Source organism: Pseudarthrobacter phenanthrenivorans (genome assembly GCF_000813845.1).
Classification (GTDB): domain Bacteria; phylum Actinomycetota; class Actinomycetes; order Actinomycetales; family Micrococcaceae; genus Arthrobacter; species Arthrobacter phenanthrenivorans_B.
The window spans coordinates 67,618-91,187 of the sequence record NZ_JWTB01000007.1; the positions used below are offsets into that span (position 1 = coordinate 67,618).

Here is a 23,570-nt window from a genome sequence, read left to right on the forward strand (position 1 = left end):
CAGCAGCTTCTGGAGCCTTGCGCGGCCCGTGCCCGGCGGGAAGGATGGGGGTGATCCCGCGCCTGTAAAGAAGGAGCCCGGCGGCATGACCAAGTACCTGATCTCGTTCCCCAGCGGCGCCATGGACATTCCCGATGGCGGCCTGCAGGAAGTAGCGGATGCCGCGCACGCCGTGGTGCAGGACGCGAAGGACGCCGGCGTCTGGGTTTTTGGCGGCGGCATTGACGAGGGCGTTCCACCCGTCATGGTGGACGGCGGCGGAACGGTGCATGAAGGCACCTATCCCCAGACGGCGCAGATCGAAGGCGGCTACGCGGTGCTGGAACTTCCCACCTACGACGCCGCGCTGCAGTGGGCCGCGAAGATGGCGGCAGCCTGCCGCTGCGCACAGGAGGTACGCGCCTTCGCGTACGACCCCGCCAGCTGAAGGCCCCGGCAGATCCGTGGAGCTGGACTACCCGTTCACGGGAACCTGGCTGGTGCAGAACTCTCCGGCCAACCGCGTGCCCAGCCACGGGACGCGGTTGTTTGCCACGAGCCATGCCATCGATTTCACGCCTGTGGACCGGGACGCGCGTTCGGCGCCAATCACCATGGCTGCGTTGTTCCGGCCCCAGCCGCCGGACCGCTTCGTGGGCTTTGGCAGGGCCATCTTGGCGCCGGTCTCCGGGACGGTGCACGCCGCCCATGACGGGGAGCCGGACCATGCAGCCTTCCGCGGCTTCCCGTCCATCGGCTACGCGGTCACCCAGGCAGGGAGGGTGCGGGAGGGCTGGCTGGGCCTGGCCGGCAACCATGTGGTGATCGAACACCTTGGGGTGTTCGTCGCCCTGTGCCATCTGCGGTGCGGGAGCGTCGCTGTCCACCCGGGGCAGCGGGTGGTGCCTGGGGACGTGATCGGCGGATGCGGCAATTCGGGCAACAGCACGGAACCGCATCTGCATGTCCAGGCGATGGATGGTCCTGATCCGGGGCGTGCGGCAGCCGTTCCCATCTCATTCCCGGGCGGGCTGCCGCGGAACGGGACCGTTGTGTCCGGATAAGGGCTGCTGGACGGCTTCGGAAACAAAAAGGGTGTCCGCCCTGACGCCGGGCGGACACCGCGAATTCGTGTGGGTGGGCCCTGTGGGGCTCGAACCCACGACCCACGGATTAAAAGTCCGATGCTCTACCAACTGAGCTAAAGGCCCCTGCCGGCCGGTCAGACACGTTGTGTCCACCCGTCCGGCCCAATCCATTTCTGGACGTTAATACTCTAACCCATGCTTCCGGCGGCTTTGTCACATGTCCCGCGCTCCGGCGTCGTGCATTCCTGCCACCCGGTCACGGCACTTGCCGCAGCCCGAAGACTCCTTTTCCGCGCCTCACACCGCGCATCCCCGGATGGTCCGGTGGATGCTCGATTTCCGCTGTGGCACAGGAGTAGCGTGGGGGGCATGAGCGAGCAAGCAGGAACCAGTCCTTACGGCGGCGGCAACCGGCACCACAAGCCCAAACCTTTCGCGCCGATGGACTTCGAGCCCTTCGCCGGCGGGGCCGACCCCGCCCGGGTTTCCGAGGCCGCCCACCTTGCCGCCCAGGCCCTGGTCCGCCATGGCCGCGACAGCGACGATCCCGTGATCACCGAGCGCCTGGTGAAGCTTGCCGACGAACAAGGGCTGGATGCCATCGCCGAGATGTGGGCGGAAAGCCCTGCCCGCTCCCTTCCCGGCGCCCTGTGGCGGCTCTACGCCCTCCGCGCCGCCACCGTCCAGGATCCCGAACGGATCTCCGTCTACTTCCGTGCGGGCAGGGACACGGCGCAGGTCTCCAACGTGGTGGCCGGCGCCGCCGAACCGCCGGGCGCTGATGAAATGCGTACCATGGCCGATGCCATCCTTTCCGGCGCGTTCGACGGCGATTTCGACGTCGCCCTGGAACGTTCCGCAGCCTTTTGCCGCGTCGTTGCCCTGGGACAGGCCACCCTCGCCGACGGCGCCGAGCACGCCAACGAGGCACATGCCAGCAAACTGACCCGCAATTCGCACCAACTGGTAAAGACCGCCGAAGACCTGGAACACGCCGCCAACGCGTGGCGCCTGGGTGAGCTGGACTGATACCTTTCCAGTCCCCGGAGCGCCATTCGGGGACGACGCCGGCCGCCGCTGTCAAGATTGACTTGGGCCGGACGAAGTAGAAGACTGAAACCGGTGCCGAGCCGCGAAACCCCCGGGCTTCAACAATTAGCCGCCTAGAGCGGCCTACCGCCGAGAGGCGTATCCGGTTCGGCACCATTTTTCTGCCCTCATCCGGGTGGCCAATTCAGGGCGTACTGTAACTGGCCGGTAGAGTAGGCGACAGTTGCGCGCCGGCGTCACGTCACACGGCAGCGACCCCCGCCTTATAAGTCCCCGGAGACCGGTACATACGTGAAGCTGCGCCTTTTTCCCCAGGAGCCCGCCGGGCTGAACCTGCTCTCGCAGATGGCACACCAGATCGTGCTGGCCAGTGCCACCCTGGCCGAGATCCTTGGCGTACCGGCGGACGGCCACGCCAAGCTCGTGGAGGACATGCACAACATCGATGCGAAATCCGCAGAGCTGCATTTTGCCCTGCTGACCCATATGCGCACCAGCTTTGTGAACCCCCTCCCCCGGGAGGACATGTACGCCCTGTCCCGGTACCTCAACGAGGCCATGGAGAAGATGGACGCCGCCGCGGAACTGGTGGCGCTCTACAAGCTGGACCGCCTGCCCAAGCGTGCCGCGGACCAGCTGGAGATCATCAGCCGGCAGGCCGACCTGACCGTGGACGCCATGCGCCGGTTGAACAACCTGGACGACCTCGAGGACTACTGGATCGAAATCCTCCGCCTGGCCAAGCGGGCCGAGCGGACCCACCGGGTCTGGGTGGCGGACATGATCGCCGACATGAAGTGGGCCCAGTACTCCCGCAACCGGGACATCGCCAACCAGCTGGTGGAGGTCACCAAGGACATGCGGCGGGTGGCCACCCAGGTAGGCAGCATCATCGTCAAGGAGTCCTGAGGTGGCGCCAGCCATCTTCACCGCGGTGGTCCTGCTGGCTGCGGGATTCGCGTTCCTCAACGGCTTCCGTGACGCGTCCACCTCGGTTGCCCTTGCCGTGCGAAACAGGGCCCTCACCCCCAGCGTGGGCGTGCTCCTGGCCGCGTTCTTCAACTTTGTGGGCGCCCTTTTGAGCGCCTCCCTCGCGGTGGCGGCCAGCCAAAGCTGGATTAACCTCCCGCACGGCACCGACGGCCTCAACATCCTCGTTGCCGGACTGGCCAGCGCCTGTGCCTGGGGCCTGCTCATGTGGCGCCGCGGCATCCCCGCCTCGTCCACCCACGCCCTCGTGGGCGGCCTTGCCGGCGCGGGCCTGGCAAGCCTGGCCGTCGGAGGCCCGGGCGTCGCCGGGGTGGACCAGTCGCTCCTGTTCCAGGTGGTGCTGCCCCTGGTGCTGTCCCCGCTGGTGGCCTACAGCGGCTCCTTCCTCCTGGTGTATCCGGCAACCTGGGTGGCCCGCTACACCCAGCCCAACGTGGTGAACCAGCGGTTCCGCCGGGGCCAGGCCGTGGCCGCCGGGGCAGTCGCCTTCGGCCACGGCCTGCAGGATGGACAGCGCGTCAGCGCCGTCCTGTTGCTGGCACTGTTGGCGGCAGGCTATTCCGACGGCGGGATCCCCGTTTGGGTGGCCGCGCTGTCCGCCGTGATGATGACGGCCGGCACGCTTTTTGGCGGCTGGCGGATTTCGCACACCATCGGCTACAAGATCACCCGGATCGATCCCCTGCGCGGGTCCGTGGCCCAGACCTTCAGCGCGCTGATGCTTTTTGTCGGCGCCATTGCCCTGCATTGGCCGCTCTCCACCACCCATACCGTGACCGCCGGGGCGCTGGGCGCGGGGGAAAACCAGCATTTTTCCGTGACCAACCGGAAGCTGGTCATCCGGATCCTGTGGTTCTGGGCCCTGACTCCCCTGGCCACGTGCGCCCTGGCCTTCGTGCTGGCGCTGGCATTGTCCCCCATCCCCGGATAACGCGCGGCTGCGCCGTCCAGCTCCAACCCTGTACAGCTCCGGTAACGGTGACGTAGATTCAAAGTGCGCCCCCGGACACTGATGCCGGGGATGGGCCGTCCCAGCCGGGTGCAGGGCCGTGGACGGGCGCCGCTGCAGCAACACGGCGGCCCGGATGCACAACGCGGAAAAGCCAGGCATCATGTCTCTCCCGTATTCCCGCGGCCCGCTGCCACAGCCCCGGCAGCTCCAGTGCGAGGCCTGCGGAACCGAAACGCAGCTCACCGTTCATGCCATTACGGCCATTGGTGCCGCGGGCGGGGACCTGGTGACGGTCTCCTACACCTGCAACGACTGCAGCCGCTTCCAGGAACACACCGCCTATGCCACCGACGTCGCGGCTGCCCTGAGCCAGGTCCGCTGGATGGCCAAGGTGGTCCTCTTCGGGGACGACTACATCCACTGCGGTTTTCCCATGGAGGAGGCGGAATTCGAGGTGGAGCGGCTCTGCTACCGCAGCAGCACCACGGCAAGCGGCCTCAACGCCGTGTCCCTGCCCACCCGCGTCCTGCGCTGCCAGTGCGGGTTCCAGCTGGAAGTCCCGGAATAGGTCCGCCGCGCCGGGCCACGTGGCGGGCAACCCGGATCGGGGGCTGGCTAGAGCTGGGGAACCGCCGGAGCTGGCCCCGCTGCCAGGACGGCAGCCAGCTCGTCCGCCGTGAGGTTTGCTGCGGTGCAGAGCTCGTCCTCTGCCACCCCGCAGGCGGAGGCCTTGCGGACCGCCTGCCGCAGCGACTCCAGGGCGTTGTCCAGCTCCCACTGCATGCTTTCCAGGTGCGAACTGGTCCGCCAGACCTCCGAGAGCACGTCGCCCTCGTCGTCCGCTCCGGTAACGGCCAGCGCGATGTGCGGTTCAAGCTCCGGGGTCAGCGGACCGGCGGCAAGGGGACCCGCCAGATCCGCAGCGGCGGCAAAGTCAGGCGCCACGGCAGCCGCCGACGGTGCCGGTCCGGTTCCGGGCAAGGAAACAGTAAGCTGGGGGCCCAGACCGCTGTTGGCCGTTTGCGTCATTGCCGAACTCCTTTAGTTGGCTTACTACTAGACATAAAAGTATCTAGTTGAGCGTACTAAATGATCGGGTGCACCGCCAACGGACCTGCTGCTTATCCAAAACGGCCTGAGACGTAGTCCTCGGTGGCCTTCTGGACCGGGTTGCTGAAGATCGTGTGGGTGTTGCCGTACTCGATCAGCTTGCCCGGCTTGCCGGTGCCCGCGATGTTGAAGAACGCGGTCTTGTCGGACACGCGCGCGGCCTGCTGCATGTTGTGGGTCACGATCACCACGGTGTACTGGTCCTTGAGCTCATTGATGAGGTCCTCAATGGCAAGGGTGGAGATGGGGTCCAGTGCGGAGCACGGCTCGTCCATGAGAATCACCTGCGGCTCCACGGCGATGGCCCGGGCAATGCAGAGGCGCTGCTGCTGGCCGCCGGAGAGGCCGGAGCCAGGCTTCTCCAGCCGGTCCTTGACCTCGTTCCACAGGTTGGCGCCCTTGAGCGAACGTTCCACCAGCACGTCTGCCTCGCCCTTGGAGATCTTCTTGTTGTTCAGCTTGACCCCGGCCAGGACGTTGTCGCGGATGGACATCGTGGGGAACGGGTTGGGCCGCTGGAACACCATGCCGATCTGCGAGCGGACCGTCACCGGGTCCACGCCTGCGCCGTAGAGGTTGTCGCCGTCCAGCAGGACTTCGCCCTCGACCCTCGCTCCGGGGATGACCTCGTGCATGCGGTTCAGGGTGCGGAGGAAGGTGGACTTTCCGCAGCCGGAGGGGCCAATGAACGCGGTGACGGACTTGGCCTCGATGTTGATGCTGACGTCCTCCACGGCGAGGAAGTCGCCGTAGTACACGTTCAGGTCCTTGACGTCGATGCGCTTAGACATGGTGTTCCTTCACTTGCTGTGTGTGGGTTGAAGTCTGTGGATGCGGCGGGCGAACCGCCGGCCGGTCAACGGCCTGTCTTGGGGGCGAAGATCCGTGCGACCAGGCGTGCCACCAGGTTCAGGACCATGACCAGGATGATCAGCACCAGCGCCGCTCCCCAGGCCCGCTGCGAGGAGGGGTCCGGGTTTGAGGGCGAGGTGGGGTTGAGGATCTGCGTGTAGATGAACGTGGGCAGCGATGCCATCCAGCCGCCGAACACATTGGAGTTGATGCTGGTGGCAAAGCCGGCGGTGACCAGGATGGGCGCCGTCTCGCCGATGACCCGGGCGATGGCAAGGGTGACGCCGGACGCGATGCCGGAAATCGCCGTCGGAATCACCACCTTGAGGATGGTGCGCCACTTGCGCACGCCCAGGGCGTACGCCGCTTCGCGGAGTTCATTGGGCACGATCTTCAGCATTTCCTCGCTGGAGCGCACCACCACCGGGATCATCAGGACCGACAGTGCGACGGCGGCCACGGCGCCGGTCTTGGTCCCCGGCCCCGCCACCACGAAGAAGAACGCGGCGGCGAACAGGCCGGCCACGATGGAGGGGATGCCGGTCATGACGTCCACGAAGAACGTGATGGCCTTGGCCAGGCGTCCGTCCTGCCCGTACTCCACCAGGTAGATGGCCGTGAGCAGCCCCACGGGAACGGAAATCACAGTGGCCAGCAGCGTGATCTGCACGGTGCCGAGGATCGCGTGGTAAATGCCGCCCATCACCGGGCCGCCGCTTTCCACGGCCTTGTTGTCGAAGGCACCGGTCACGCCGTTCATGGAGGTGGTGAGGAATCCGGGGTCGATGAGGCCGGGAATGCCGTTGACCAGCACGGTCCAGATCACCGAAACCAGGGGCAGCAGCGCCACCAGGAAGGAACCAACCACCAGGCAGGTGGCCAGTTTGTCCTTGGCCTTGCGCGAGCCCTCCACCGCGCCGCTCCAGGAGACCAGGCCGGCCGCGAACAGGATCGCGGAGACCACGCCCCAGCCGAACGGGTTGAAGCCGGCCAGGGCCATGATGGCGGCGCCGACGATCAGGGCGGCACCGAGCACGGCATACGGTGCGTACTTGGGCAGCTGGCCCTTGGTGAGCGCCGACCGCTTGCTGCGGACGGGGGTGAGCGTGGAGGTCATTTAGTTGGCTCCCGAGAATTCCTTGTGCCGGGTAATGACCCAGCGGGCGATCATGTTCACGGCCAGGGTGATGATGAACAGCACCAGGCCGGCGGCGATCAGGGTGCTGACCTTGAGGCCGCTGGCTTCCGGGAAGTTCAAGGCAATCTCGGCAGCGATGGTCTGGTTTCCGGACTGGATCAGGCTGGCGGTGAGGGCGCCGGAGGAGAGTACCAGGGCAACGGCCATGGTCTCGCCCAGGGCGCGGCCCAGGCCCAGCATGACGGCGCTGATGATGCCCGGACGGGCGAAGGGCAGCACTGCCATCTTGATCATTTCCCAGCGCGTGGCGCCCAGCGCCAGCGCCGCCTCCTCATGCAGCTTGGGGGTCTGCAGGAAGATCTCGCGGGACAGCGAGGTGATGATCGGCAGGACCATGACCGCCAGGACAATGCCGGCAGTGAGGATGGTCTTGCCGGTGCTGGAGGCCGGTCCCTGGAAGATGGGGAGCCAGCCCATGTTTGCCGCAAGCCAGCCATAGGCCGGGGCGATTTCCTTGGCCAGGAAGGCAGCACCCCAGGCCCCGTAGACCACGGATGGGATGGCGGCGAGGAGGTCCACCACGTAGCCCAGCCCGGAAGCCAGCCGGCGGGGTGCAAAGTGGGAGATGAACAGTGCCACGCCGATGGCGACGGGTGTGGCGATCACCAGCGCGATGACGGCGGCGATCAGGGTGCCGATCACGATGGGCCAGATGTAGGCGAAAAAGCCCTGGCCGCCCTGGATCTTGTCGGCGGGTGCGGTCAGCGCGGGAACTGCCTGGACCACCAGGAAAAGTGCGACGCCGAAGAGGACGGCGAGGATCAGGCAGCCGGCTGCCAGCGTGGCGCCGGAAAAGACTTTGTCCCCGGCGCGTCCGGCGCCCTGGGTACTGGTCAGGGTGGTGGCGGTCATTCGACGGCCCTTCGGTTCGTTGCGTGAAAGAGGAAGCGGGTGCAATGCCAAGTTCCCCGCGCTGCCTTCCGGCAGGCGGGGAACCCGGTTTTGCGGCGTTGGCTAGGACTTGACCTTGATCGAGTCGATGGCCTTGACGGCCTTGGCGGCCAGGTCGGAGGACAGCGGAGCGGACTTGGCCGAGTCTGCGGCAGCCTTCTGGCCCTCGTCGGAGACCACGTAGTGCTCGAAGGCCTTCACCAGGTCAACGGTCTCCTGCTTGTCGTAGGTGGTGCACAGGACGTGGAAGGACACCAGGACGATGGGGTAGGCCCCTGCGATGGTGGTGGTGCGGTCCAGCTTGATGGACAGGTCGTTGGCGGCGCGGCCTTCAACGGGCTTGCCGGCATCCACTGCCTTGGCTGCGGCGTCTGCGGAGATCTTGGTGAAGGAATCGCCCACCTTGATCTGCGCAACGCCCAGCTTGCCGCTCACCGCGGAGTCGTCAGCGTAGGTCACGGCGCCCGGGGTGTCGGTGACGGTCTTGACCACACCGGAGGTGCCCTTGGCGTTTTCGCCCTGCAGGCTGGCAGGCCAGATACCGGCAGCCTTGTCAGTCCAGACGCTGGGGGCTGCGGCAGCCAGGTAGTCGGTGAAGTTCTGGGTGGTGCCCGAGTCGTCGGAGCGGTTGACCGGGGTGACCTTCAGGTCGGGCAGCGATACGCCTGCATTCAGGGCCGCGATGGCGGGGTCGTTCCACTTGGCGATCTGGCCGCGGAAGATCTTTGCGACGGTGGTGGCGTCCAGTTTCAGGTCCGTCACGCCGGGGACGTTGAAGGCCACGGCGATCGGGGAGATGTAGACCGGGACGTTGATGGCGCCGTCGGGTCCGCAAACGGACTTGGAGGAGGCGTACTCGTCATCCTTCAGGTAGGCGTCCGAGCCGGCGAACTGGGCCGAGCCGTCCAGGATGGCCTTGCGGCCTGCGCCGGAACCGTCCGGGGAGTACTGCACGGTGGCGCCGGAGTTGGCGGAGGCGAAGTTGGTCTTCCATGCGTCCATGGCGGCGCCCTGGGCGGAAGAGCCGATGCCGGTCAGCGTGCCGGTGACCTTGGGGCCGGCGGCGGACTGGTTGCCGGCAGGAGCGGTGCCCGTGGCGTTGTCTGAACCGCAGGCGCTGAGCGCGAGTGCGCCGGCTGCGATGACAGCGATAGCCGCGTGGCGGCCGAAGCGGAGTGCCTTCACTTAGATGTACCCCTTCCAGGGTTATTCAGGTGCGGGGACAGGGCCGGAGAACCCTGCTGCGCGATGCGTACGGTGTGTACCTTCAAGTAAGTTATGGGCCGCAGGTAACGGGATGGGCTGTCCAAAGTGAACGGAGGATTAACGACGGCGGGATATTGGCTGACATATGCCGGGTCACCATTGCGCGAATCACAGATGCGGCCGTAGTGGCCTGTCCCGGACGCCCCACCGCCACTGAATAGACTTGAACCCATGGCACTCGAAGCAGGACTCTCGGCAACCAGGCGGTTCCTGCGCAGCCGCGTCCGGACCGGTCTGATCCGGAGCCGCAACTCGTTTATCCCCGCCATCCAGATGACCGTCTGCGCGGTGGGCGCCTACGCCTTCGCGGAATATGTGCTGGGCCATTCCGGCCCGCTGTTTGCCGCCACCTCCTCCCTGATCGCACTCGGATTTTCCCGCGAGCCGCGGCTGCGGCGGGTGATGGAGGTGGGCCTGGGCTGCACCATCGGGATCGCCGTGGGTGACCTGCTCCTGCACTGGCTGGGCGGCGACATCTGGGTGGCCGCCGTCGTTCTTCTCTTCTCCATCCTGCTGGCCCGGTTCCTGGACAGCGGAAACATCTTCACCACGCAGCTGGCGCTGCAGTCGCTGCTGGTGGTGCTGTTGCCGGCGCCGTCCGGCGGGCCGTTCACCCGGAGCATTGATGCGGTGGTGGGCGGCCTGTGCGCCCTGCTGGTGACCATCCTCGTGCCCAAGGATCCCCGCAGGGAGCCTCGACGGGACGTCCAGAAACTGCTGCACGAGCTGGCCGAGGTGCTGCGCGAATGCGCCGGGGCCCTGGTGAACAGCGACTCCACGCAGGCGTGGCACGCGCTTATCCGGGGCAGGAACTGCCAGCCCCTGGTGGATGCCATGCGCCAGTCGCTCCGTGCGTCCGGCGAAGTCGCCACGCTGGCGCCTGCCTACCGCCGGCACCGCGACGAACTTGACCGGTTGAAGCAGTCGCTGGACTTCATCGACCTGGCGCTGAGGAACAGCCGTGTCTTCGCGCGGCGGCTGACCAGCGCCATCAATCACACCGCCCTTTCGGACGAGGCCACGGACAGCATCGCGGAGGTGCTCCAGGAGACCGCTGCCGCCATTGACGAACTGTCGCTGGGGCTCGCGGAAATGCACGACGGCGTCCGGCGCGCCCACCTGCGCACGGCCCGCCGGGACCTTAGTGAAATCGCGCTGCGGCTGCATCCGAAGCTGCTGCAGGTGCAGCGGCTGGAAGGTGAAACGGTGGTCATGCTGTTCCGGCCGCTGATGGTGGACCTGCTCGAGGCCACCGGCATGGACGCTGCCGAGGCACGGGACGTTCTGCCCGCGCTGTAGTCGGGATGGGCCGGGCCCAGCGCGGGGTGGGCCCGATGTCGGTGCCCGCCACTAGGGTTGAACGCATGGCAACAAAGACTTCCCGGGCCTCCAAGGCGCCCGCGTACAAATGCGCCGAATGCGGCTGGACCACCGTGAAGTGGGTGGGCCGCTGCGGCGAGTGCCAGGCGTGGGGCACGGTTGAGGAAACGGGCACAGCGGTGGCACGGACCACGGCGGCAACAACGGTGGTTGAACCAGCGCGGCGGATCGCGGACGTGGACGCCACCACCGCCGCATTCCTCCCCACCGGCGTGGACGAGCTGGACCGGGTGCTGGGCGGCGGCCTGGTGCCGGGCGCCGTCATTTTGCTGGCGGGCGAGCCCGGCGTGGGCAAGTCCACGCTGCTGCTGGACGTGGCCGCAAAGTTCGCCCGGACCGCCCAGGACGTCCTCTATGTCACCGGTGAGGAGTCCGCGGCGCAGGTGAAGCTGCGCGCTGAGCGGATCGATGCCGTCGCCGAATCCCTGTACCTGTCCGCGGAAACGGACCTTGGCCAGGCGCTGGGACAGGTGGAGAAGATCGAACCACGGCTGCTGATCGTGGACTCGGTCCAGACCCTCAGCAGCGCGGACGTGGACGGCAGCGCCGGTGGTGTGTCCCAGGTGCGCGAAGTGGCGGCCTCCATCATCGCCGCCGCCAAGCGGCGCAACATGACAACCCTGCTGGTGGGGCACGTGACCAAGGACGGTTCCATCGCCGGGCCCCGCCTGCTGGAGCACCTGGTGGACGTGGTGTGCCAGTTCGAGGGCGAGCGGCATTCAAGGCTCCGGCTGCTCCGCGCCGTGAAGAACCGGTACGGCCCCACCGACGACGTGGGCTGCTTCGACCTCAACGAGAACGGCATCGAGGGTTTGGCCGATCCCAGCGGCCTGTTCGTCAGCCGCACCAAGGACCCGGTCTCGGGCACCTGCATCACCGTCACCATGGAAGGGCGCCGGCCCCTGCTGGCGGAAGTGCAGTCACTGCTTGCCGAAAGCCCCAATTCACAACCCCGCCGGGCTACCAGCGGCCTGGACAGTTCCCGGGTTTCCATGCTGCTGGCCGTCCTGCAACAGCGCGCCGGCACACTGCTCCACAAGGACGACTCCTACGTCGCCACCGTGGGCGGGGTAAAACTCAGCGAACCGGCAACGGACCTCGCGGTTGCCCTCGCCGTGGCCTCAGCCAAGGCCCGCAAGCCCCTGCCCATCCGGCTCATCGCATTCGGCGAAGTAGGCCTGGCTGGCGAGGTCCGGCCGGTCCCGGGCATCAACCAGCGCATCCAGGAGGCCCACCGCCTGGGATTCACCCACGCAGTGGTCCCTGCCAGCCACACCGGCCCGGGCCCCGTCCCTGCAGGATTTTCCGTCCGCGAAGTGGAGCACCTCACGGAAGCGCTCAGCCTCCTGATCGGTTAGGACGCGCCGGCCGGTTGACAGGCAGCCATGTGGAACGCGCTGGCCGATTGGCACGCGGGTAGCCAAGGGATACGCTCCGTGACAAAAGCCTCGTCGCGGGTACTGTGTTTGCAAGGCCTTCCTGCAGCGGGAGGTTTGCTCAAATTCGGCACTGGGGGCCAATTTGGTAATCCGGGAACATGAGGGCCGCACAGATGCGCCCGGCCAGGTTCGGCGCGCCCCGGCGGAGCCTGTGGTGTCGGACCGTCTTGACGGACTCTTCGGCGGCCTGAGTGCCCGCAAGAGGATGGTGGCCTGCCAGCTGCCGGTCAGCTTGACCATCACACTCGTGGTGACTGCCGCCGCCGTCTTCAGTCCAGAGACCCTCTCCAACCATCTGTTCCTGGCGGCGCTGCTGTTCCACCTGGCAATTGCCGCATTATGCGTGGCTGTCCCCTGGGCGCGGCTGCCGGCAGGGTCGTTCGCCGTGATCCCGCTCCTCGACTGCCTTGCCATCGGGTTCACCCGGGAGGCCGGCGGGTCGACCTTCAGCGTCCTGAGCCTGATGCTGGTGTTCCCCGTCGTATGGCTGTCGGCGCAGGTCCGGCCCTCCATGCCTGCCCTGGCCATCGCGGGGACGATCCTCAGCACCGTGGCCCCCGCCATCGTGCGGGGCTCGGCACCGGCCGGAGGATCGATGATCCGCACCATCATCCTCCCGCTGGTCATGTCCGTCATCGCGGTGAGCGCACACGTGGTGGCCACCACCATCCGCCGCCACCGCACCAGGCTGTTGGAGAGCGAACATGACCTGGCCCGCACGCTGGACGAGAGCGTCCGGCGGCAAAGGCTGCTGGATGCGGTCCTGAAGTCCGTGGGAGTCGGGGTTTGGGTGGTGGACCGCCGCGGCAGGACGGTGCTGGCCAACAAGGCGATGCATGCCGACGCCGCCCTGGCCGGGATCCTCGAGTCCGCCGGCGGCAGGGTCCTGCTGTCTGCGGACCGCTCCACCCCTGTCCCGGCCGGCCGGCTTCCCGCAGAGCGCGCCGCCTCAGGGGAAGACTTCCGGGATGAGCTGTACTGGGCCGGCCCCGCGGACCGCCAGGCCGCCTACTCGGTGAGCGCCCACAGTTTTCCCGCCAAGGGAGGGCAGGATGGCGGCGCGGTCATCACCTTTGTCGATGTCACAAGCCTCATCGGGGCGCTGGCGGCAAAGGACAACTTCGTTGCCACGGTCTCGCACGAATTGCGGACACCGCTGACCTCCATCCTTGGTTACCTGGAACTGGCCATGGACGAGCCCGGACATGAGGATATCCGGGAGGAACTCCTCGTAGTACGCCGGAACGCCGAACACCTGTTGAACCTGGTCAACGACCTCATCGCAGTGGCATCCGAGCGCGTGGAGCTGTCACCGGAGCACGCGGACCTCGCCCGGATTGTCACCGAGGCGGTGGACTCGGTGCTGCCCAGGGCGGCCGGCGCGGGGCTCGAACTGAAGCTGGAAGTGGAGCGGCCGCTTCCCGCCCGGGTTGACCCGGCACGGATCAGCCAGGTCATCCACAACCTGCTCTCGAATGCCATCAAGTTCTCGCCCCACGGCGGCCTTATCACTGCCACCGCCCGCAGGACCGAGGCCGGATTGGTCTGTTCCATCAGCGACACAGGGATCGGCATGAGCGGGGAGGAACAGGAACAGGCCTTCACCAAGTTCTTCCGGTCGGCGCGCTCCCGCGAAACGGCCATCCCCGGTGCAGGGCTGGGGCTGCCGGTCAGCAAGACGATCGTGGAAGGCCACGGTGGTTCCATCAGCCTGGACAGCGAGCCCGGCCGGGGCACCACGGCAACCTTCGTCCTCCCCGCCTGAATGATGACGGCGCCGGCCGGCGTTGGCAGGGCAGGCAACCGGGTATGCCCGCTGTCAGGCCCCCGCCAACCACCGCGCAACGTCGCTGCGCAGCACCAGCAGCGGGCCGCCCGTGGCATTCACATTGCCGTTCGCAACGTAATAGCCGCGGCCTGAACCCGCTCCCCCGGCGGCGCGGTCCAGGGCATCCACCAGGTGCCTCGGGAGGTGGCCCTGCGGACCCAGGCCGCGCAGCTCATCGACTTCTTCCGGCGTCAGCCGTCCCAAAACCTCAGCAATGTTGGCCATGAGTGGTCCCGTCCCTCTCGAGCAGAGTGCCTGGCAGAGTGCCTGAGGGAATAACCTAAAGCAGCGCCGTGAACTCCACGTTAACGGCGGACTGCAATTGGACGACGGCCGGCAGCGGCCCACACTGGAGGATCAATGCCCATTCGCAGTGCAGGCATCCTGCTGTACCGGCCGGACCCGGACGCCGCCGCCGGCTCCCCCGTCCGGGACCGGCTGCAGGTCTGGATAGCGCACATGGGCGGCCCCTTTTGGGCCCGCAAGGACCAGCACGCCTGGTCCATCCCCAAGGGCGAATATGCCGACGGCGAGGACCCCCTGGCGGCTGCCCTGCGGGAGTTCGGCGAGGAGATGGGGACGCCGGCGCCGGACACCGGCTACCGGCTGCTCGGCGAATTCCGGCAGCCCTCCGGAAAGCTCATCACGGTCTTCACGGCGGAGGCGGACTTCGCCCCGGATGAAATCACCAGCAACACCTTTCCGCTCGAATGGCCCAAAGGATCAGGCCGGATCCAGCACTATCCCGAGATCGACGACGCCCGCTGGTTCCCCGGCCAGGAGGCCCGGCTCAAGCTCGTCAAAGGACAGCTGCCCATCCTTGATGCGCTGGACAGGTACGCTGCCGGCAACGGGCCTGAAGCGGACAACGGGTCTGGGGCGGAGAAGGGGCCTGAGGCGCAGGACGGGGAGGCTAGGAGCGGGCACCCCCGGCCTTGACCGCAAGTACGGGCCGGTCTGCCTGCATGAGGATCTGCTGCGCGTGGCTGCCCAGGATGAACTTGCCTACCTGGGTACGGTGCCGGAGGCCGATCACGATCAGGGATGCGTCCACCTCGCGGGCCACGTCCAGGAATTCGTCCGCGAGGTCGTGCTCGTAGGGCGGCTGGATAACGGTGGCCGTGACGCCGGCGTCTGCTGCCTGCTTGGCGGCCTGCGCGAGGACGTCCTCCGGTGCCACCGACTTGTCCACCAGCGCACCCTGCCGCGCCGAGTTCACGATATAGAGGTCCTTCTGCCTGAGCTGCGCTTCGGCGATTCCCGCGGCGAGGGCTGCCTCGCCGGCCGGGGTGGGAACGAACCCGACAATGATGCTCATACCTTCTCCTTGATGTTCTGGTTGGTGCCGTTCCCCGCAGCGGCGGCTGCCGCCGTCGTACTTTTACGCCTGGCCAGCACGCCCCGGATGCCCGGCAGCACCGCCACCAGGACAAAGACCGCCAGCAGGGTTGCCGAGATGGGGCGGGTGAAGAATCCGGTGGGGTCGCCGCCGAAGACCAGCAGCGAGCGCCGCAGCGAACTCTCCAGCAGCTCACCCAGGACGAATGCCAGGACCAGCGGTCCCGGTTCGAAGCCGAACTTCTTCATCAGGTAGCCCAGAACGCCGAAGAACACCACCAGGGTGACGTCGAACATGCTGTTGTTGATGGTGTAGGCGCCCAGCAGCGTGATCAGGGCGGTGATCGGGGCGAGGATGGCCGCGCGGACCCGGAGGATCCGGACGAAGATGCCCACCAGGGGCAGGCTCATGATCAGCAGCAGGATGTTGCCGATGTACATGGAGTTGACCACGCCCCAGAACAGGTCCGGGTTCTGCTCCACCAGCTGCGGGCCGGGCGTCACGCCCTGGATCAGCAGCGCGCCGAACATCAGTGCCATGGTGGCGTTGGCCGGTATGCCGAGGGTCAGCAGCGGGATGAAGGATGACGTCGCCGCCGCGTTGTTCGCTGTTTCCGGGCCGGCCACACCCTCCGGAGCCCCCTTGCCGAAGCGCTCCGGCTGCTTGGCCCGTTTCTTCTCCATGGCGTAGGAGGCCATGGACGCGATGGTGGCACCGCCGCCGGGCAGGATGCCCAGGAAGAAGCCGAGGACGGAGCCGCGGGTGATGGCGCCGGAGGCATGCTTGAGGTCGGACCGGGAGGGCCAGACATTGGAGACTTTCGACGGCGCCTTGGCGGCGCGGTGCCGCTCCTCCAGGTTGTAAAGGATCTCACCCAGGCCGAAGAGCCCCATCGCGATGGGGACGAAGTCGATGCCGTCAGCCAGCTGCAGACTGCCGAAGGTGAAGCGGCTTTCACCGGTAAAGACGTCGCGGCCCACGGTGGCGAGCAGGAGCCCGACGGCGGCCGCGATAAGGGCCTTGGCCTTGGAACCTCCGCTGATGGTGGCCACCAGCAGGATGCCCAGCATGGCGAGGGCAGAGTATTCGGCCGGTCCGAAGTCGAGGGCAAAGCCTGCCACGACGGGGGCCAGGAAGGTCAGGCCAATAATGGCTGCTGTTCCGCCGATGAAGGAGCCGATGGCTGCCAGGCCAAGGGCAGTCCCGGCCTTGCCCTGCCTGGCCATCTGGTACCCGTCAAAGACGGTGACCACCGATGATGCCTCACCGGGGAGCCGCAGCAGCACGGAGGTGATGGTGCCGCCGTACTGGGCACCATAGAAGATGCCGGCCAGCATGATGATCGCCGTGACGGGCTCCACGCTGTAGGTCAGGGGCAGCAGGATGGCGATGGTGGCTGCGGGACCAAGCCCGGGCAGCACGCCGATCAGCATGCCGATCACGACGCCGATCAGGCAGTACAGCAGGTTCATCGGTTCCAGGACGACTGAAAAACCGTTGATCACGGGATTGAGGAAATCCACGGTGGTCTCCTAGAAGAGGTGGGGGATGGACGTGCCGAGCGCCAGGACGAAAATCCCGTAGAACGCGGCGACGACGATGGCGCTGACCAGGAGGGCGGAACGCCAGGTTTCGCTGCCCAGGAATTTCATCCAGATGATGCACAGGATGAGGGACGGGAGCTCGAAACCGATGACGGGCATCAGTGTCACCATGGCGGCAAGCGTGGCGAGGCCGGTGAGCGGGGAGAGGGACATCCGGGTGAATTTCTCCGCGTCCCGGTTATGCCGGCCCCATACGAGCTGGAAGATGGCCAGGGCCACCATGACGCAGCTGGTCAGGAAGGGCCACAACCCGGGCTCGGGCTTTTCCGGAGTGCCCAGGCCCATGGCAACGGACAATGCGAGGGCGCCGAGCCCGATGGCGAGCACCACCAGGGACGAGGCGGCGTTGGCGAGCGGACCGGCAGCGGGAGGCTTTTCCTCCTCCCACTGCGCGGCGAGCTCTTCGGGAGTCAGGGCTTCGGGGAGTTCTTCGTTCGGGCTGGTCAATGCTTCCGCGACCGGCTGCCGGTCGGGGCCCGCGCCCCGCCCGGCAGCGACTGCTGGAGTAGTCTCCATGGCCGTTACTTGTTCCCGCTGAGGCTGATGCCGTACTTCTCCACCAAGGACTTGTACTTCGCGGCGTAGTCCTTCCATTGGGTAGCCACTTCCTGGCCGGAAATCTCCTTGGGGGTCAGGAGGTTCTTCTTGTTGAACTCCTTGTAGGCATCGGAGCTGAACGTGTCCTTGAAGGCGGCGGCGAGCTTGTCCTTGACCTCCTGTGGCGTGCCCTTCGGGGCCGCGACGGCACGGTACTGCGCCACCGGCACGTCATAGCCCGCCTCCTTTGCCGACGGAACATCCGGCAGGAAGCTGTTGCGCTCCTCGGAGAAGACCAGCAGCGGCGCAACCTTCCCGGCCTGGATCTGGGCCATGGCCTCACCAAGCTGAACCGTGGCCAGCTCCACCTGGTTGCCCAGGACGGCGGTCAGGGCCGGTTTGCCGCTGTCGAACGGGACATCGGTGCCCTGCACGTTGGCCTGCTTGAACAGCACCGTCTGGGCAAGCTGGCTGCCGGTGCCCACCCCGGTGGTGCCGAAGGTGATGTTGCGCCCGGCCGAGGTGACATCCTTGAAACTCTTGAAACCGGAGCCCTGGCTGGCCACGAGGACGTAGTCATCCTGGGAGAGGCCGGTGATGATATCGAGGTCATCGAGGTTGACGGCCTCGTCCTTGCTGACGGCCAGGGGCGTGATGGTGACCAGCGACGCGGTCAGGAGGACCAACTCCTGGCCGTCGGCCGGCTTGCCGGCAACCTCCTTCGTGGCCAGCGCACCGTTTGCCCCGGGCTTGTTCACCACCGGCATCGGAGCACCCAAGGTCTTGGCCGCTCCGTCGGCGAGTGCCCGGGCAATGAGGTCGGTGCTGCCGCCGGCCGCCTGGCCTACGGTCATGGTGACGGGCCCGGACGGGTATTTGGAGGTGTTGCCGGCCGCGGCTCCGCCGGCAACATTGCCGCCGCAGGCGGTCAGCGCCAGCAGGGTGAAGGCGGACGCCGTTCCAAGGACGGCGCGGCGTGACGGGAAGTGCATCATTGGGACTCCTAGGGCAAGTGCAAGTGCGGGCTGGGGCGCCCGGAACAGCTGTGAAGGGGGTCACCCCCGCTTCGCTTTGTCGAGTGTAGGGAGCAGCTATGATGCCTGTCTAAGCCCTTATCTGCATCATTTGATACCCGGAAGGCATCATGTTCACATTCGACCAGTTGGCCGGCTTCATTGCCGTTGCCGAGGAGCTGCATTTCGGCCGGGCAGCGGAACGGCTCAACATGACGCAGCCTCCGCTCAGCCGGCAAATACAGAAGCTGGAAAAGATCGTGGGGGCCGAACTGCTGGAGCGGGACAACCGGAAGGTGGAACTGACGTCCGCCGGCCGGACCTTCCTTGATGAGGCGCGCAGGCTGATGGCCCTGGCCGAGCGGGCCCCGGTGACGGCGCGCCGGATTGCCTCCGGCAAGTCGGGCGTGCTGCGGATCGGGTTCACGGCAGCCAGCGGCTTCAGCATCCTGGGACCGTTGCTGGACGAACTGTCGGGCATCATCCCGGACGTGGACATCGAGCTGCACGAACTCGTCACGGGCGACCAGCTGGCAGGACTCCTGACCGGCGAACTGGACCTGGGGCTGGCCCGCCCTCCCTTTGACCGGGAGAGCTTCGACTCACACCTGCTCTACAGGGAATCCATGATGCTGGCCGTCCCCGAAGGCCATCCCCTCGGACGGCTGGGACGGAGCATCACCGCTGATGATTTCAGCGGGGAGCCCCTGATCATGCACTCCCCCACGCAGGCCCGCTACTTCTATGACCTGGTGGTGCGCATGCTCCCCATCCGGCACGCCAATGTTGTACATACGGTCAGCCAGATCCTCACCATGGTGTCGCTGGTTGCCGCCAACCGGGGCCTGGCATTCGTGCCCCACTCGGCCACCCTGCTGGGTATCCGCGGGGTGGAATTCCTGCCGCTCGAGGGCGGCGACAGCGAGCAGGTGGAACTCCATGCGCTGTGGAACCGGCGGATCACCAACCCCGCCCTCTCCCGCCTCCTGAAGGACCTGGAATTCGCGATGGAGTAGCTCCGGGATGCAGCGCTGCTCGATGCCGGGAAGGTATCAATACATATAAAAATGCACTTAGACAGGCATCGGGACCGCTCCTACTCTGGAGTGGAACCATCAGCCTGCCGCCGCGCGGCGCACACACCGAAGGACCACACCGTGGCTAAGTACACACCCCAGGAACTCGCGGACACGCTCAAGGAAGGCCTGCTGTCCTTCCCTGTGACCTCTTTCGACGCCAACCTGCAGTTCGATGAAGAGAACTACCGCAAGCACCTGGCGTGGCAGGCAAGCTTTCCGGTGGCCGGCCTGTTCGCCGCCGGCGGCACCGGCGAAGGCTTCTCGCTCACACCGGCAGAATCGGAGCACGTGGTGCGCACCGCCGTCGAGGAAGTGGGAGGCACCGTCCCTGTCCTCGCCTCCGCGGGCGGCTCCACCGCCCAGGCCATCGCAAACGCCCAGGCGGCGGAAGCAGCCGGCGCCGAAGGCATCCTCCTCCTGCCCCCATACCTGACCGAAGCCGACCAGGACGGCCTGGTGGAGCACGTCAGCGCCGTCTGCGAGGCCACCTCGCTTGGCGTCATCATCTACAACCGGGCCAACGCCATCTACAAGGACACCACGGTGGCAACCCTCGCCGGCCGGCACGAAAACCTGATCGGCTTTAAGGACGGCGTCGGCGACCTGGAACACGACGCCCGCGTCTACGCCAAGCTCGGCGACCGGCTGTTCTACCTGGGCGGCCTGCCCACCGCCGAGACGTTCGCCCTGCCGCTGCTGCAGCTGGGCATGAGCACCTACTCAAGCGCCATGTACAACTTCGTTCCGCAGTTTGCCCTCGACTTCTACCAGGATGTCCGCAACAACGACCGTGCAGCCGTGAACAAGAAGCTCAACGACTTCGTCATCCCCTACCTGGATATCCGTGACCGCGTGAAGGGCTACTCTGTCTCGATCGTCAAGGGCGGGCTGGACGCCGTCGGCCGCTCCGCAGGACCCGTCCGGCCCCCGCTGCAGAACCTGGCCCCGCAGGACCTTGCGGACCTGAAGGCCCTGATCGCCACCGTTTCCTAGCCGTCACCGCAGACGGCACCACGCCAACCACAGGAGGAACCCATGACCCTCACCGGGCACTCACTCATCGCCGGCCGGACGGTTGCCGGCGAAGGCAAGACCACCACCGGATTCAACCCCGCCACCAACCAGGCGCTGCAGCCCGCCTACACACTGCTGGCCGAAGAACAGCTCAAGGCAGCCACCACCGCAGCGAAGGAAGCCTTCCCGTCCTTCAGCACCCTGGACCCGGACACCCACGCCGCGTTCCTGGAGGCCATCGCGGACAACATCGACGCCATTGGCGAGGAACTGATCGTCCGTGCAGCACAGGAAACCGGGCTGCCCGCGGCCCGGCTGCAGGGCGAACGGGCCCGCACCACCGGCCAGCTGCGCCTCTTCGCCGGCGTGGTCCGCCAAGGCGACTTCCGCGGCGTCCGAATCGACCCCGCCCTCCCCGGCCGCACCCCCCTGCCGCGCCCCGACATCCGCCAGCGCCAGGTCCCGCTCGGCCCGGTGGCGGTTTTCGGCGCCAGCAACTTCCCGCTCGCATTTTCGACGGCGGGCGGAGACACGGCCTCTGCCCTGGCCGCCGGCTGCCCCGTGGTCTTCAAGGCCCACAACGCCCACCCCGGCACCAGCGAACTCGTGGGCCAGGCCGTCACCAAAGCCGTCCGGGACGCGGGCCTGCACCCGGGTGTGTTCTCCCTGATCTACGGCCCCGGTGCGAGCATCGGCCAGGCCCTCGTGGCCGACCCCGCCATCAAGGCCGTGGGCTTCACCGGGTCCCAGTCCGCCGGCATCGCCCTGATGAAGACTGCCGCCGCCCGCCCCGAGCCCATCCCGGTCTATGCCGAGATGTCCTCGCTGAACCCGGTCTTCGTCTTCGAAGGCGCCCTCAACGGCTCCGCCGAACAGATCGACGCCCTCGCCGCTGCCTACCTCACGGCCGTCACCGGAAGCTCCGGCCAGCTGTGCACCTCCCCGGGCCTGCTGTTCGCCCCCACCGGTGAGGCAGGCGACAAACTTGCCGCCGCCGTCGCCCGCGCCGCCGCGGCCTGCGCCGGACAGACCATGCTGACGGAGGGTATCGCCGGTTCCTGGAACAGCGGAACCGAGGCACTCGGCTCCGCGGCCGGCGTCGAACTGCTCGGCCAGGGTACCCCCGGCCCCACCGAAAACGCCCCCGCCCCCACCATCTTCGGCACCGGTGTCCGGCAGTTCCTGGACAACCACGTGCTGCACGAGGAAATCTTCGGCGCCGCGTCCCTGGTGATCCGCTACGACAACACCGACGACCTCCTCCAGGCCGCTGCCCGGATGGAAGGCCAACTCACCGCTTCCCTGCAGCTCACCGAACAGGACTACTCCACCGCCGCGCCCCTGATCCCCGTCCTCGAACAGAAGGTAGGCCGTATCATCGTCAACGGCTGGCCCACCGGAGTGGAAGTAGGCCACGCCATGGTCCACGGCGGCCCGTTCCCCGCCACCTCCGACTCCCGCACCACCTCCGTGGGAACCCTGGCCATCCACCGGTTCCTTCGGCCCGTCGCCTACCAGAACCTTCCCCAGGAGCTCCTCCCCGAGCCCCTGCAGGACAGCAACCCCTGGCACCTCAACCGCCGCATCGACGGCGACGTGGTCCCCGCAGCAGAGAAAGCAGAAGTCAGCGCATGAGCAACCAGCCCCTTATCGCCGGCATCGAGGTGGTGCCGGTCGCCGGGTACGACAGCATGCTGATGAACCTCAGCGGCGCGCACGGTCCCTTCTTCACCCGCAACATCGTCATCATCACCGACTCGGAAGGCCGGACCGGGCTGGGTGAAGTTCCCGGCGGCGAGAAGATCCGCACCACCATCGAAGAGGCGGGCGCCCTGCTCAAGGGCAAACCGGTGGCACGCTACCGGTCACTGCTGCGCGGGGTTGCGGCGGCGTTCGCTGACCGCGATGCTGGCGGCCGCGGGCTCCAGACCTTCGACCTGCGCACGACGGTGCACGCCGTGACCGCCGTCGAGTCCGCCCTGCTGGACCTGCATGGTCAGTTCCTTGGGGTCCCCGTGGCGGAACTGCTGGGTGACGGCCAGCAGCGGACATCGGTGCCGATGCTCGGGTACCTGTTCTTCGTCGGCGACCACAACCGGACGGACCTGCCCTACCTTGTGGAAGACAACCCCGCGGACCGCTGGGAGGAGCTCCGCCGCCAGGAGGCCATGACTCCGGAAGCCGTGGTCGCCCTCGCCGAAGCCGCCCAGGAACGCTACGGGTTCAGCGACTTCAAGCTCAAGGGCGGCGTGCTGTCCGGCGACGATGAGGTGGACGTGGTTACCGCCCTGGCCCAGCGTTTCCCTGATGCGCGGGTCACCCTGGATCCCAACGGCGGCTGGCTCCTCGAGGAGGCGGTCCGGCTGGGCAGGCGGATGCAGGGCGTCGTGGCGTACGCCGAAGACCCCTGCGGCGCCGAAGGCCGTTTCTCCGGCCGCGAAGTCATGGCCGAATTCCGCCGCGCCACCGGCCTGAAGACCGCCACCAACATGATCGCCACGGACTGGCGGGAAATGTCCCACGCCGTCAGGAGCAACGCGGTCGATATTCCTCTCGCCGACCCGCACTTCTGGACCATGCACGGCTCGGTCCGGGTTGCGCAGCTGTGCAACGAATTCGGCCTCACCTGGGGATCACACTCGAACAACCACTTCGACATTTCGCTGGCCATGTTCACCCACACCGGTGCAGCGGCCCCGGGCGAAATCACCGCCTTGGACACGCACTGGATCTGGCAGGACGGCCAGGGCCTCACCAAGGAACCACTGCAGATCAAGGGCGGTGCCATCGAGGTACCGGACAAGCCCGGGCTCGGCATCGAACTGGACCGCGGCGCCCTGGACAAAGCCCACCAGCTGTACCTGGAGCACGGCCTCGATGCCCGCGATGACAGCATCGGCATGCAGTACTACATCGACGGCTGGTCCTTCGACCCCAAGAGGCCCTGCCTGGTCCGCTGAC

At 67.0% G+C, this 23,570-nt stretch carries 24 protein-coding genes and 1 tRNA gene; 14 read left to right on the forward strand and 11 right to left on the reverse strand.

The features are described from left to right. Positions 1-85: 85 nt before the first annotated feature. Positions 86-427: a YciI family protein gene (locus RM50_RS03380; protein ID WP_043449961.1), complete on the forward strand. Its 342-nt coding sequence runs from the start codon at positions 86-88 to the stop codon at positions 425-427. 16 nt (positions 428-443) lie between these two features. Continuing rightward, positions 444-1,043: a M23 family metallopeptidase gene (locus RM50_RS03385; protein WP_043449963.1), complete on the forward strand. Its 600-nt coding sequence runs from the start codon at positions 444-446 to the stop codon at positions 1,041-1,043. Between the two features lie 74 nt (positions 1,044-1,117). Here the strand turns inward: RM50_RS03385 and RM50_RS03390 are convergent. Next, positions 1,118-1,190: transfer RNA gene (locus tag RM50_RS03390), tRNA-Lys, on the reverse strand. Positions 1,191-1,436: 246 nt separating this feature from the next. On the opposite strand from RM50_RS03390, the gene RM50_RS03395 reads away from it, so the two are divergent. The 4 genes from RM50_RS03395 to RM50_RS03410 all read left to right on the forward strand — a co-directional run bounded on the left by RM50_RS03395 (position 1,437) and on the right by RM50_RS03410 (position 4,627). Beyond that, positions 1,437-2,096: a hypothetical protein gene (locus tag RM50_RS03395; protein WP_043449967.1), complete on the forward strand. Its 660-nt coding sequence runs from the start codon at positions 1,437-1,439 to the stop codon at positions 2,094-2,096. A 312-nt stretch (positions 2,097-2,408) separates the two neighbouring features. Then, positions 2,409-3,026 (forward strand): DUF47 domain-containing protein, encoded by a 618-nt coding sequence (locus RM50_RS03400; RefSeq protein ID WP_043449970.1) that lies wholly within the window; start codon positions 2,409-2,411, stop codon positions 3,024-3,026. Position 3,027: 1 nt separating this feature from the next. After that, complete coding sequence (locus tag RM50_RS03405; protein WP_043449972.1) at positions 3,028-4,038, forward strand: inorganic phosphate transporter; 1,011 nt, start codon at positions 3,028-3,030, stop codon at positions 4,036-4,038. Positions 4,039-4,219: 181 nt separating this feature from the next. Continuing rightward, complete coding sequence (locus RM50_RS03410) at positions 4,220-4,627, forward strand: hypothetical protein (protein ID WP_043450302.1); 408 nt, start codon at positions 4,220-4,222, stop codon at positions 4,625-4,627. 47 nt (positions 4,628-4,674) lie between these two features. Here the strand turns inward: RM50_RS03410 and RM50_RS03415 are convergent, their stop codons facing one another. The 5 genes from RM50_RS03415 to pstS all read right to left on the reverse strand — a co-directional run bounded on the left by RM50_RS03415 (position 4,675) and on the right by pstS (position 9,295). Beyond that, a complete protein-coding gene (locus RM50_RS03415; RefSeq protein WP_043449974.1) occupies positions 4,675-5,088 on the reverse strand; it encodes a hypothetical protein in 414 nt (137 codons plus the stop codon). A gap of 92 nt (positions 5,089-5,180) precedes the next feature. Further along, on the reverse strand, positions 5,181-5,960 hold the full coding sequence (pstB, locus tag RM50_RS03420) for a phosphate ABC transporter ATP-binding protein PstB (protein WP_043449976.1): 780 nt from the start codon (positions 5,958-5,960) through the stop codon (positions 5,181-5,183). Positions 5,961-6,025: 65 nt separating this feature from the next. Continuing rightward, complete coding sequence (gene pstA / locus RM50_RS03425) at positions 6,026-7,138, reverse strand: phosphate ABC transporter permease PstA (protein ID WP_043449978.1); 1,113 nt, start codon at positions 7,136-7,138, stop codon at positions 6,026-6,028. After that, positions 7,139-8,071, reverse strand: coding sequence for a phosphate ABC transporter permease subunit PstC (pstC, locus tag RM50_RS03430; RefSeq protein ID WP_043449981.1), 933 nt, complete (start codon positions 8,069-8,071; stop codon positions 7,139-7,141). A 102-nt stretch (positions 8,072-8,173) separates the two neighbouring features. Further along, positions 8,174-9,295 (reverse strand): phosphate ABC transporter substrate-binding protein PstS, encoded by a 1,122-nt coding sequence (pstS, locus tag RM50_RS03435; protein WP_043449984.1) that lies wholly within the window; start codon positions 9,293-9,295, stop codon positions 8,174-8,176. A gap of 252 nt (positions 9,296-9,547) precedes the next feature. On the opposite strand from pstS, the gene RM50_RS03440 reads away from it, so the two are divergent. The 3 genes from RM50_RS03440 (at position 9,548) to RM50_RS03450 (ending at position 13,960) form a co-directional block, all read left to right on the forward strand. Beyond that, a complete protein-coding gene (locus RM50_RS03440; RefSeq protein WP_043449986.1) occupies positions 9,548-10,675 on the forward strand; it encodes an FUSC family protein in 1,128 nt (375 codons plus the stop codon). 65 nt (positions 10,676-10,740) lie between these two features. Continuing rightward, positions 10,741-12,114 (forward strand): DNA repair protein RadA, encoded by a 1,374-nt coding sequence (gene radA / locus RM50_RS03445; RefSeq protein WP_043449988.1) that lies wholly within the window; start codon positions 10,741-10,743, stop codon positions 12,112-12,114. Between the two features lie 235 nt (positions 12,115-12,349). After that, positions 12,350-13,960: a sensor histidine kinase gene (locus tag RM50_RS03450; protein ID WP_240471854.1), complete on the forward strand. Its 1,611-nt coding sequence runs from the start codon at positions 12,350-12,352 to the stop codon at positions 13,958-13,960. Between the two features lie 54 nt (positions 13,961-14,014). Here the strand turns inward: RM50_RS03450 and RM50_RS03455 are convergent, their stop codons facing one another. Continuing rightward, positions 14,015-14,248, reverse strand: coding sequence for a hypothetical protein (locus RM50_RS03455; protein WP_043449991.1), 234 nt, complete (start codon positions 14,246-14,248; stop codon positions 14,015-14,017). 135 nt (positions 14,249-14,383) lie between these two features. On the opposite strand from RM50_RS03455, the gene RM50_RS03460 reads away from it, so the two are divergent. Beyond that, positions 14,384-14,962 (forward strand): NUDIX domain-containing protein, encoded by a 579-nt coding sequence (locus RM50_RS03460; protein ID WP_082006957.1) that lies wholly within the window; start codon positions 14,384-14,386, stop codon positions 14,960-14,962. Here the strand turns inward: RM50_RS03460 and RM50_RS03465 are convergent. Genes RM50_RS03465 through RM50_RS03480 form a run of 4 tightly spaced genes read right to left on the reverse strand, consistent with a single transcriptional unit; the run spans position 14,937 to position 18,498 of the window. Then, the gene (locus RM50_RS03465) at positions 14,937-15,341 is read right to left on the reverse strand and encodes a universal stress protein (protein ID WP_043449994.1); all 405 of its coding nucleotides are present in this window, start codon (positions 15,339-15,341) and stop codon (positions 14,937-14,939) included. The genes RM50_RS03460 and RM50_RS03465 overlap by 26 nt on opposite strands. Beyond that, positions 15,338-16,885 carry a tripartite tricarboxylate transporter permease gene (locus tag RM50_RS03470; RefSeq protein ID WP_043449998.1) on the reverse strand — a complete coding sequence of 516 codons (1,548 nt, stop codon included), beginning with the start codon at positions 16,883-16,885 and terminating at the stop codon, positions 15,338-15,340. The genes RM50_RS03465 and RM50_RS03470 overlap by 4 nt, the downstream gene beginning before the upstream one ends. Before the next feature lie 9 nt (positions 16,886-16,894). Continuing rightward, positions 16,895-17,482 (reverse strand): tripartite tricarboxylate transporter TctB family protein, encoded by a 588-nt coding sequence (locus RM50_RS03475; protein WP_052259934.1) that lies wholly within the window; start codon positions 17,480-17,482, stop codon positions 16,895-16,897. Positions 17,483-17,487: 5 nt separating this feature from the next. Further along, a complete protein-coding gene (locus RM50_RS03480; RefSeq protein ID WP_043450001.1) occupies positions 17,488-18,498 on the reverse strand; it encodes a tripartite tricarboxylate transporter substrate binding protein in 1,011 nt (336 codons plus the stop codon). A gap of 149 nt (positions 18,499-18,647) precedes the next feature. On the opposite strand from RM50_RS03480, the gene RM50_RS03485 reads away from it, so the two are divergent. The 4 genes from RM50_RS03485 to RM50_RS03500 all read left to right on the forward strand — a co-directional run bounded on the left by RM50_RS03485 (position 18,648) and on the right by RM50_RS03500 (position 23,569). Next, complete coding sequence (locus RM50_RS03485; RefSeq protein ID WP_043450004.1) at positions 18,648-19,532, forward strand: LysR family transcriptional regulator; 885 nt, start codon at positions 18,648-18,650, stop codon at positions 19,530-19,532. 141 nt (positions 19,533-19,673) lie between these two features. Beyond that, the gene (kdgD, locus tag RM50_RS03490) at positions 19,674-20,588 is read left to right on the forward strand and encodes a 5-dehydro-4-deoxyglucarate dehydratase (protein WP_043450006.1); all 915 of its coding nucleotides are present in this window, start codon (positions 19,674-19,676) and stop codon (positions 20,586-20,588) included. A 42-nt stretch (positions 20,589-20,630) separates the two neighbouring features. Then, the gene (locus tag RM50_RS03495; RefSeq protein ID WP_043450008.1) at positions 20,631-22,244 is read left to right on the forward strand and encodes an aldehyde dehydrogenase (NADP(+)); all 1,614 of its coding nucleotides are present in this window, start codon (positions 20,631-20,633) and stop codon (positions 22,242-22,244) included. Then, entirely contained in the window at positions 22,241-23,569 is a 1,329-nt protein-coding gene (locus RM50_RS03500) for an enolase C-terminal domain-like protein (RefSeq protein WP_043450010.1), read from the forward strand. The genes RM50_RS03495 and RM50_RS03500 overlap by 4 nt, the downstream gene beginning before the upstream one ends. The last annotated feature ends 1 nt before the right edge of the window (position 23,570 follow it).

Coding starts and splice junctions, on each gene's coding strand:
- pstB (WP_043449976.1), bottom strand. CDS start 5,960: ATGTCTAAGCGCATCGACGTCAAGGACCTGAACGTGTACTACGGCGAC.
- RM50_RS03500 (WP_043450010.1), top strand. CDS start 22,241: ATGAGCAACCAGCCCCTTATCGCCGGCATCGAGGTGGTGCCGGTCGCC.
- RM50_RS03465 (WP_043449994.1), bottom strand. CDS start 15,341: ATGAGCATCATTGTCGGGTTCGTTCCCACCCCGGCCGGCGAGGCAGCC.
- RM50_RS03485 (WP_043450004.1), top strand. CDS start 18,648: ATGTTCACATTCGACCAGTTGGCCGGCTTCATTGCCGTTGCCGAGGAG.
- RM50_RS03455 (WP_043449991.1), bottom strand. CDS start 14,248: ATGGCCAACATTGCTGAGGTTTTGGGACGGCTGACGCCGGAAGAAGTC.
- RM50_RS03395 (WP_043449967.1), top strand. CDS start 1,437: ATGAGCGAGCAAGCAGGAACCAGTCCTTACGGCGGCGGCAACCGGCAC.
- pstC (WP_043449981.1), bottom strand. CDS start 8,071: ATGACCGCCACCACCCTGACCAGTACCCAGGGCGCCGGACGCGCCGGG.
- RM50_RS03380 (WP_043449961.1), top strand. CDS start 86: ATGACCAAGTACCTGATCTCGTTCCCCAGCGGCGCCATGGACATTCCC.
- RM50_RS03460 (WP_082006957.1), top strand. CDS start 14,384: ATGCCCATTCGCAGTGCAGGCATCCTGCTGTACCGGCCGGACCCGGAC.
- RM50_RS03410 (WP_043450302.1), top strand. CDS start 4,220: ATGTCTCTCCCGTATTCCCGCGGCCCGCTGCCACAGCCCCGGCAGCTC.
- radA (WP_043449988.1), top strand. CDS start 10,741: ATGGCAACAAAGACTTCCCGGGCCTCCAAGGCGCCCGCGTACAAATGC.
- RM50_RS03495 (WP_043450008.1), top strand. CDS start 20,631: ATGACCCTCACCGGGCACTCACTCATCGCCGGCCGGACGGTTGCCGGC.
- RM50_RS03440 (WP_043449986.1), top strand. CDS start 9,548: ATGGCACTCGAAGCAGGACTCTCGGCAACCAGGCGGTTCCTGCGCAGC.
- pstA (WP_043449978.1), bottom strand. CDS start 7,138: ATGACCTCCACGCTCACCCCCGTCCGCAGCAAGCGGTCGGCGCTCACC.
- RM50_RS03475 (WP_052259934.1), bottom strand. CDS start 17,482: ATGGAGACTACTCCAGCAGTCGCTGCCGGGCGGGGCGCGGGCCCCGAC.
- RM50_RS03480 (WP_043450001.1), bottom strand. CDS start 18,498: ATGATGCACTTCCCGTCACGCCGCGCCGTCCTTGGAACGGCGTCCGCC.
- RM50_RS03415 (WP_043449974.1), bottom strand. CDS start 5,088: ATGACGCAAACGGCCAACAGCGGTCTGGGCCCCCAGCTTACTGTTTCC.